Origin of the sequence: Azonexus sp., assembly GCF_036170495.1 — a bacterium.
In the GTDB taxonomy this organism is placed as follows: Bacteria; Pseudomonadota; Gammaproteobacteria; order Burkholderiales; family Rhodocyclaceae; genus Azonexus.
Window position 1 is genome coordinate 39,183 of sequence record NZ_JAVHPH010000252.1, and the last position, 6,952, is coordinate 46,134.

The 6,952-nt window shown below is 59.2% G+C and carries 8 protein-coding genes; 1 reads left to right on the top strand and 7 read right to left on the bottom strand.

Annotated features, from left to right (window positions below; all coding sequences use genetic code 11):
* Window positions 1-4: 4 nt before the first annotated feature.
* Genes ADADOO_RS09070 through ADADOO_RS09095 form a run of 6 tightly spaced genes read right to left on the bottom strand, consistent with a single transcriptional unit; the run spans window position 5 to window position 4,946 of the window.
* Window positions 5-1,069 carry a DUF3426 domain-containing protein gene (locus tag ADADOO_RS09070; protein WP_511276900.1) on the bottom strand — a complete coding sequence of 355 codons (1,065 nt, stop codon included), beginning with the start codon at window positions 1,067-1,069 and terminating at the stop codon, window positions 5-7.
* Window positions 1,069-1,959: a 50S ribosomal protein L11 methyltransferase gene (gene prmA / locus ADADOO_RS09075; protein ID WP_511276886.1), complete on the bottom strand. Its 891-nt coding sequence runs from the start codon at window positions 1,957-1,959 to the stop codon at window positions 1,069-1,071. The genes ADADOO_RS09070 and prmA overlap by 1 nt, the downstream gene beginning before the upstream one ends.
* A gap of 3 nt (window positions 1,960-1,962) precedes the next feature.
* On the bottom strand, window positions 1,963-3,321 hold the full coding sequence (gene accC / locus ADADOO_RS09080; protein WP_511276888.1) for an acetyl-CoA carboxylase biotin carboxylase subunit: 1,359 nt from the start codon (window positions 3,319-3,321) through the stop codon (window positions 1,963-1,965).
* Window positions 3,322-3,328: 7 nt separating this feature from the next.
* Complete coding sequence (accB, locus tag ADADOO_RS09085) at window positions 3,329-3,781, bottom strand: acetyl-CoA carboxylase biotin carboxyl carrier protein (RefSeq protein WP_511276889.1); 453 nt, start codon at window positions 3,779-3,781, stop codon at window positions 3,329-3,331.
* A gap of 55 nt (window positions 3,782-3,836) precedes the next feature.
* The gene (aroQ, locus tag ADADOO_RS09090; protein WP_511276891.1) at window positions 3,837-4,316 is read right to left on the bottom strand and encodes a type II 3-dehydroquinate dehydratase; all 480 of its coding nucleotides are present in this window, start codon (window positions 4,314-4,316) and stop codon (window positions 3,837-3,839) included.
* A gap of 39 nt (window positions 4,317-4,355) precedes the next feature.
* Entirely contained in the window at window positions 4,356-4,946 is a 591-nt protein-coding gene (locus ADADOO_RS09095) for a hypothetical protein (RefSeq protein WP_511276893.1), read from the bottom strand.
* A gap of 50 nt (window positions 4,947-4,996) precedes the next feature.
* Between ADADOO_RS09095 and mpl the strand changes: the two genes are divergently transcribed.
* Complete coding sequence (gene mpl / locus ADADOO_RS09100; protein WP_511276895.1) at window positions 4,997-6,343, top strand: UDP-N-acetylmuramate:L-alanyl-gamma-D-glutamyl-meso-diaminopimelate ligase; 1,347 nt, start codon at window positions 4,997-4,999, stop codon at window positions 6,341-6,343.
* 103 nt (window positions 6,344-6,446) lie between these two features.
* On the opposite strand, the gene ADADOO_RS09105 is transcribed toward mpl, so the two are convergent.
* Window positions 6,447-6,952 (bottom strand): phosphate acyltransferase (locus tag ADADOO_RS09105; protein WP_511276897.1); only part of this gene is annotated, 506 nt, incomplete at its 5' end.

Here is a 6,952-nt window from a genome sequence, read left to right on the forward strand (position 1 = left end):
CAGATCAGGGATAAAAGATATAAAGGCGGTAACCCGAAGCGCCACTTTCCTTGGCCTCAACCCAGAGCTTGACGGCCATTTCGCCGTTGGCCGGGAAGGCGTCGGAAGTCGTGCCGGGGGGCAGATAATCGGCGGCATACATGACCCGCCGCGACACCACGGCATCATTCGTGTCGGTCAGGCTCAATTCCAGTGCCGGCCACGCCTGGGCATAGCCGGCCCGGTTTTTTAACGAAGCTTGCAGCACGAACAGGCCACGGGCGTTATCGGATTGCAGGTCAGAGGTTTCTATCGACACCAGGGCCGAATTTCGCGGCAAAGGGATGTCGACCGCAGCAAGTTCGTAAAGCCCGGCCGAACTAGGGAAGCGCAGCGAAATGTCGGTGCGAAAATAGAACAGTAGTTGGCCGAGCAGACCGATCAACAGCAAAACAGCAACGAGGACAAAGGGCCAGACCGCCCGCTGAGTCGATTCGTTATCGAAGCCGCCCAAACCGTCGCTGGCCAGCGTTCCGGCCAACCAGCGGTTGCTTGCGGTATCCGCCAGTTCGCGCGAGGCAACCAGCCCGGCCTGACGGGCCGCCTCGGTCGACTCCTCGGGAGACTCGACCAGGGGTTCGGCGAGCGGCTCCTGAATCAACTCCGGTTCAGTCGCAACAGGCTCCACGGACAGCTCGACAGCGATGGGCGAAAAATCCTCGGGAACAACATTGGCGGGCTGTTCACGCTGTTCGTTTGGCGAAATCTCGGCGGAGCCAGACTCGTCAACGATTTTAACCGGCAAATCTGCGGGCCACTCAGCCAGCGACGCGTCCACTTCAACTTCCTGAGCCTCAATTTCCGGCTCATCGAGCGGAGTCTCAGGCTCCGGAGAACCCGACTCTTCGTGCGGAACCGGCTCCTCGACTGGCGGCGTCTCGATTAATGGCTCGTGATCCTCGCTGACCAATGCATCGAAAGCGTTGAATACAGCCTGGCAGTGGCCACAGCGAACCTTGCCTGCTCTCAGCCGCAACTGCTCGGTCGTCACACGGAAAACCGTGCCGCAGACCGGACAGCGCGTCCGCATCAAGGCTTGATTCCTTCCAGACACACCCAGTCTTCGCGCGTATCGGCCACCTGCATCGGTAGCCACTGAGCGTAGATGGCAATGATTTCTTCCGCCTGCTCGCGGAGAATACCGGACAGTGCCAGACGACCACCTGAACGGACATGCGCGCAGATTGCCGGGGCCAGAACGCGAAGTGGATTGGAAAGGATATTAGCCACGACGAAATCATATTCGCCAGCGGCCGGCATGGCCGAATCGGCAAACAACGCAACCACACCATTGCGCTCAGCATTCGAGCGGGCCGCGTCGACGGCCAGTGGATCAATATCAACCCCAGCGACACGACCAGCCCCAAGGCGAGCCGCAGCAATAGCCAGAATGCCAGAACCGCAGCCATAATCGAGCACGGTACAGCCTTCAAAGATATTGCGCTCGAGCCATTCCAGGCAGAGCCGGGTAGTTGGATGCGAGCCGGTGCCGAAGGCCATGCCCGGATCGAGAATCAGATTCACCGCCGCCGGGTCCGGCGTTTCGTGCCACGACGGGACGATCCACAGACGGCCCGAAACACGAATCGGGTCGAACTGCGACTGGGTCAGTTGCACCCAGTTCTGCTCTTCCACCGTTTCGACCGTATAGTTTGGCGCTTCGCTCAAGCCGATGGCCGCTATTACCTGGCCGAGAAGCGCATCGATATCGGCTTCTGCTTCAAGCAGGGCAACGATGCGCGAATGCGTCCAGCCCGAACTCGGCAGCGAACCGGGTTCGCCGAACAGCGGCTGTTCGTCCGGCGTACCGGCATCGGCATCCTCGATACTGGCCGACAGCGCGCCCGCTTCAAGTAGGGCATCGCAAATCGGCTCGGCATGCGACGCATCGGTCAGGAAACAAACACTTTGCCAGGCCATCGCTTAAAGCTTCACTTCGCCCTTGTCGGCGAGTTTTTGTTCGAGATAATGAATGCTCGTGCCGCCTTCGACGAAACGCGCGTCCTGCATCAGCTCCTGGTGCAGCGGGATATTGGTCTTGATGCCCTGAATGCTCATCTCGGACAAGGCGATGCGCATGCGGCGGATGGCCTGGTCACGGGTGTCGCCATAGGCGATGACCTTGGCGACCATCGAGTCGTAATGCGACGGTACCGTATAGCCTTGATAAATATGTGTATCGACGCGGATACCGGGGCCGCCAGGCGGGTGATAAAACTCAATCTTGCCGGGACAGGGAACGAAGGTGAAGGGATCTTCGGCGTTAATACGGCATTCAATGGAGTGGCCACGGAACACGATGTCCTTCTGCTTGTAGCGCAGCTTCTCGCCGGCCGCGACGCGAATCTGCTCCTGCACGATATCGACGCCGGTGATCATTTCGGTGACCGGATGCTCGACCTGAACACGCGTGTTCATTTCGATGAAATAAAACTCGTTGTTTTCGTAGAGAAATTCGAAAGTACCGGCACCACGATAGCCGATTTTCCGGCAGGCTTCGGCGCAGCGTTCGCCGATACGGGCAATCAGGCGGGCCGGGATATGCGGCGCCGGCGCCTCTTCAATTACCTTCTGGTGACGACGCTGCATCGAGCAGTCGCGTTCGCCAAGGTAAATCGCGCTCTTGTATTCGTCGGCCAGGACCTGGATTTCCACATGACGGGGATTTTCCAGGTACTTTTCCATGTACACCGCCGGATTATTGAAGAAGCTGCCAGCCTCCTGCTTGGTCATCGCCACGGCATTGATCAGCGCTGCTTCGGTGTGCACAACGCGCATGCCGCGACCACCGCCGCCACCGGCGGCCTTGATGATGACCGGGTAACCGACGGCGCGAGCGATCTTGATGATTTCCTTCGGATCTTCCGGCAACTCGCCATCAGAGCCGGGAACGCACGGAACCCCAGCCTCCTTCATGGCATTCTTGGCCGACACCTTGTCGCCCATCAGGCGAATGGTTTCGGCTCTCGGGCCAATGAAAACAAAACCGGAAGTCTCGACACGCTCGGCAAAATCGGCATTTTCCGACAGGAAACCATAGCCCGGATGAATGGCTTGGGCATCGGTGACTTCTGCCGCGGAAATAATGGCCGGAACGTTCAGGTAGCTTTGCAATGACGACGCAGGGCCGATACAGACCGACTCGTCCGCCAGCTTGACATATTTCGCGTCACGATCGGCCTCGGAGTGCACGACCACCGTCTTGATACCAAGCTCGCGACAGGCGCGCTGAATACGCAAGGCGATCTCGCCGCGATTGGCGATAAGAATCTTTTCAAACATGGCCATATTAGCCAATCACAAAAAGCGGCTCACCGAATTCCACCGGCTCGCCATTCTCGACCAGGATGGCCTTGATTACGCCCGAAGCATCGGCTTCGATTTCGTTGAGCAGTTTCATGGCTTCGATAATGCACAGGGTTTCGCCCTGCTTGACGCTTTGGCCAACCTGAACGAAAGCTTCGGCACCAGGCGACGGGGAGCGGTAGAAAGTACCGACCATCGGTGACTTGACGATGTGGCCTTCCGGCAATTCGTCCTCGTCATCAAGCTTGGCCGCAGTTGCAGCCGGAGCACCCGGCACCATCTGGGGCGGCGCAGCGTAGTATTGCTGCGGCGCGGCGGCCAGGGTGCCGTAATGCTTGGCGATGCGAACCTTTTCTTCACCCTCCGTGACTTCCAGCTCTGAAATGCCGGATTCCTGTACGAGGTCGATAAGTTTCTTGAGTTTACGCAGATCCATGGAGACTCCCTTCTGTGTTGCGCCCGTCGGGCACAAGTGTCCGGCCCGAGCCGGACTATTCAATATTGAGCTTGTTAAGCAGATATTCGAGGGCAAGCAGGTAGCCCTCATGACCCAGCCCACAGATAACACCGATGGCCAAGTCCGAAAAATACGAGTGATGGCGGAATGGTTCCCGCGCATGCACATTGGAAAGATGCACTTCGACGAAAGGAATCGCCACCGCCGCGAGGGCATCGCGCAGGGCCACACTGGTATGCGTGTACGCTGCAGGATTGATAATGATGGCGCGGACACCCTGTTCGCGAGCGGCATGGATGCGCTCGATCAGAGCACCTTCATGGTTGCTCTGGAATGCCTCCAACTCGACACCAGCCGTTTCGGCGGCGCGCGCCAGCGACATGTTGATATCCGACAGGGTTACCCGGCCATAATGCTCAGGTTCGCGCGTGCCAAGCAGGTTCAGATTCGGCCCATGGATAACCAGGACACGAGGCTTTTCTACCGGCCTGGAAGCAGTTTTTCGCTTCGTCATAGCTGCAAGTTTGCCGCAAATAGCTGCAACTTGTCCAGTCTATTCCTTTAGTAAGGCGCGTAGTGCATCTGCCCTGATGCGCTCATGCGGACGCCCATCATGGTGTTTCAGGCTGACTCGCTCCATGTTCGGCGGCAGAATAATGAGATCTGCGTCAGCCGTGTCGGTTTCCATGCGCAGCACGGCCTCGACCCGCTCATTGCGTGATTCTACATGTGAGACGCTGATGGCGCGATTGAGCAGGAAGATCTCGACCTCCTTGGCGCTATCAGCGAAGAGCAAAATATCGATGTGCGAATGCTCGCTGGCCGTACCATCAAGGACCGACCCGGTCAGGTAGGGATTGAAATCCGCCAGCAAATCGAGCAGCTCGAGCGCCGTATGGCGCATCAGCCCAATCATCTCCTCGTGTTCTTCGCCCTGATACAGACTCCGGTAGGCGCGCAGTTCGGCCTCGACCTCGGCGTTATCCGGCAAGGCGGCATTTTCAGACAGACCCAGTTGGCGGGCTGCCTTCTTTTTTGCGTGGTGGTAGTCGGCAATGCCATCCTCCGCCATCAGGCGGGCGGCGGCACTGGCGATGCTGGCCCGATTGCCGGGGCTCGTACGTTGCCGTTCATGACGGGCCATGGTGACTCGATCAAGGTAAAATCGCCCCCATTCTAACGGCTCGAACTGAAATGCACATTCACATTCTCGGCATCTGCGGCACTTTCATGGGCGGCGTTGCCCAATTGGCGGTCGATTCGGGCCACAAGGTCACGGGCTGCGACGCCAACGTCTATCCGCCGATGAGCGACCAACTGCGCGGTGCCGGTATCGAGCTGATCGAAGGTTTCGAGACCGATCAACTCAAGCTCGCGCCGGATGTCTTCGTGATCGGCAACGCCATTTCACGCGGCAACCCGCTGCTCGAAGCCATTCTCGACAAGGGCCTGCCTTACGTTTCCGGGCCGCAATGGCTGGCCGAGAACCTGCTGCAGGGCCGCTGGGTACTCGGCGTCGCCGGCACGCACGGCAAGACGACGACGGCCTCGATGCTGGCCTGGATTCTCGAGGCGGCCAACATGGATCCCGGCTTTCTGATTGGCGGCGTGCCATTGAACTTCGGTGTTTCGGCCCGGCTCGGCGGCACGCCGTTCTTTGTCATTGAGGCCGATGAATACGACACGGCCTTCTGCGACAAGCGTTCCAAGTTCGTCCATTACCGCCCACGAACGGTCATTTTAAATAACCTTGAATTCGATCACGCCGACATTTTCAGCGATCTGGCCGCTATCGAAACGCAATTTCACCACCTCGTGCGCACCCTGCCACAATCCGGGCTGATCGTTTCCAACGCCGCCGAAGCCAGTCTGGACCGGGTTTTAGCGCGCGGTTGCTGGACGCCGGTGGAACGTTTCAACGACCCGGCAGGCTATTTCGTGACGGGGGACGACGCCCGCGGCGAACTGGTTTTGCACTCGCCTGACGGCAAAGTTCGGCGGACGGTCTGGGGACTTTCTGGTAACCACAATCGGGCCAATGCCTGTGCCGCGCTGCTTGCCGCCCGCCATGTTGGCGTGCCGCTTGAGCAGGGGCTCGACGCTTTGTCGCGCTTCGTCAATGTCAAACGGCGCATGGAAGTGTGCGGCGAAGTGCGTGGCGTGACGGTTTACGACGACTTCGCGCACCATCCGACAGCCATCGCGACGACCGTCGCCGGCTTGCGTCGCAAGGTTGGCAAGGCCCGCATCCTGGCTGTGCTGGAGCCGCGCTCGAATACGATGAAGCTGGGCACGATGAAGGCGCAACTGCCGGACAGCCTGCGCGAAGTCGACATGGCTTTTTGCTATGCCGGCAACCTCGGTTGGGATGCGCGCGAGGCGCTGGCGCCGATGGGCGAGCGCGCCGTCATTGAAGACGACCTGGCCCGACTAGTCGATCAGATCGTCATCGCGGCGCAACCGGGCGACCACATCCTGGTCATGAGCAACGGCGGTTTTGGCGGCATTCACGGCAAAATCCTGGCCGGGCTAACTGAGTAAAACTCGGCGTTTGGCCGAAATCCCACGGTCAACTGGGAAATGGGGCCAAAAATAAAAAGGCGCGGCGAGGTTTCCCTCCCGCGCCTTTTTGATCGAGCCTGGTTTAGCGCTCCATGGACTCCACGACAGCGAGCGCCGTCATGTTAACCAGGCGACGCACGGTAGCCGTCGAGGTCAGCACATGCACCGGGCGGGCTGCGCCGAGCAAAATGGGACCAATGGTAACGCCTTCGCCACCGGTCATCTTGATCAGGTTGTAGGAGATGTTGGCGGCGTCGATGTTCGGCATGACCAGCAGGTTAGCCTCGCCCTTGAGCGGCGAATCCGGATTGGCGGCGCGACGGAGATCTTCATTGAGCGCCGAGTCGCCGTGCATTTCACCGTCAACTTCCAGTTCGCCGCCCGACATGGCCAAGACCAGCCCGGCGGCGACACTCATCTTGCGGGCCGATTCGGAATTGCTGGAGCCGAAATTGGAATGCGAGAGCAGGGCAACCTTCGGATGGCTGCCGAAACGTTTGACCTGTTCGGCCGCCATCAGCGTCATTTCAGCAATTTCCTGGGCGCTCGGATTTTCGTTCACATGCGTGTCGCAGATGAACAGCGAAC

What these genes read in the sequence shown, in the direction of transcription:
- mpl (WP_511276895.1), top strand. Translation starts at nt 4,997, where the DNA reads ATGCACATTCACATTCTCGGCATCTGCGGCACTTTCATGGGCGGCGTT.
- accB (WP_511276889.1), bottom strand. Translation starts at nt 3,781, where the DNA reads ATGGATCTGCGTAAACTCAAGAAACTTATCGACCTCGTACAGGAATCC.
- ADADOO_RS09070 (WP_511276900.1), bottom strand. Translation starts at nt 1,069, where the DNA reads ATGCGGACGCGCTGTCCGGTCTGCGGCACGGTTTTCCGTGTGACGACC.
- aroQ (WP_511276891.1), bottom strand. Translation starts at nt 4,316, where the DNA reads ATGACGAAGCGAAAAACTGCTTCCAGGCCGGTAGAAAAGCCTCGTGTC.
- prmA (WP_511276886.1), bottom strand. Translation starts at nt 1,959, where the DNA reads ATGGCCTGGCAAAGTGTTTGTTTCCTGACCGATGCGTCGCATGCCGAG.
- accC (WP_511276888.1), bottom strand. Translation starts at nt 3,321, where the DNA reads ATGTTTGAAAAGATTCTTATCGCCAATCGCGGCGAGATCGCCTTGCGT.
- ADADOO_RS09095 (WP_511276893.1), bottom strand. Translation starts at nt 4,946, where the DNA reads ATGGCCCGTCATGAACGGCAACGTACGAGCCCCGGCAATCGGGCCAGC.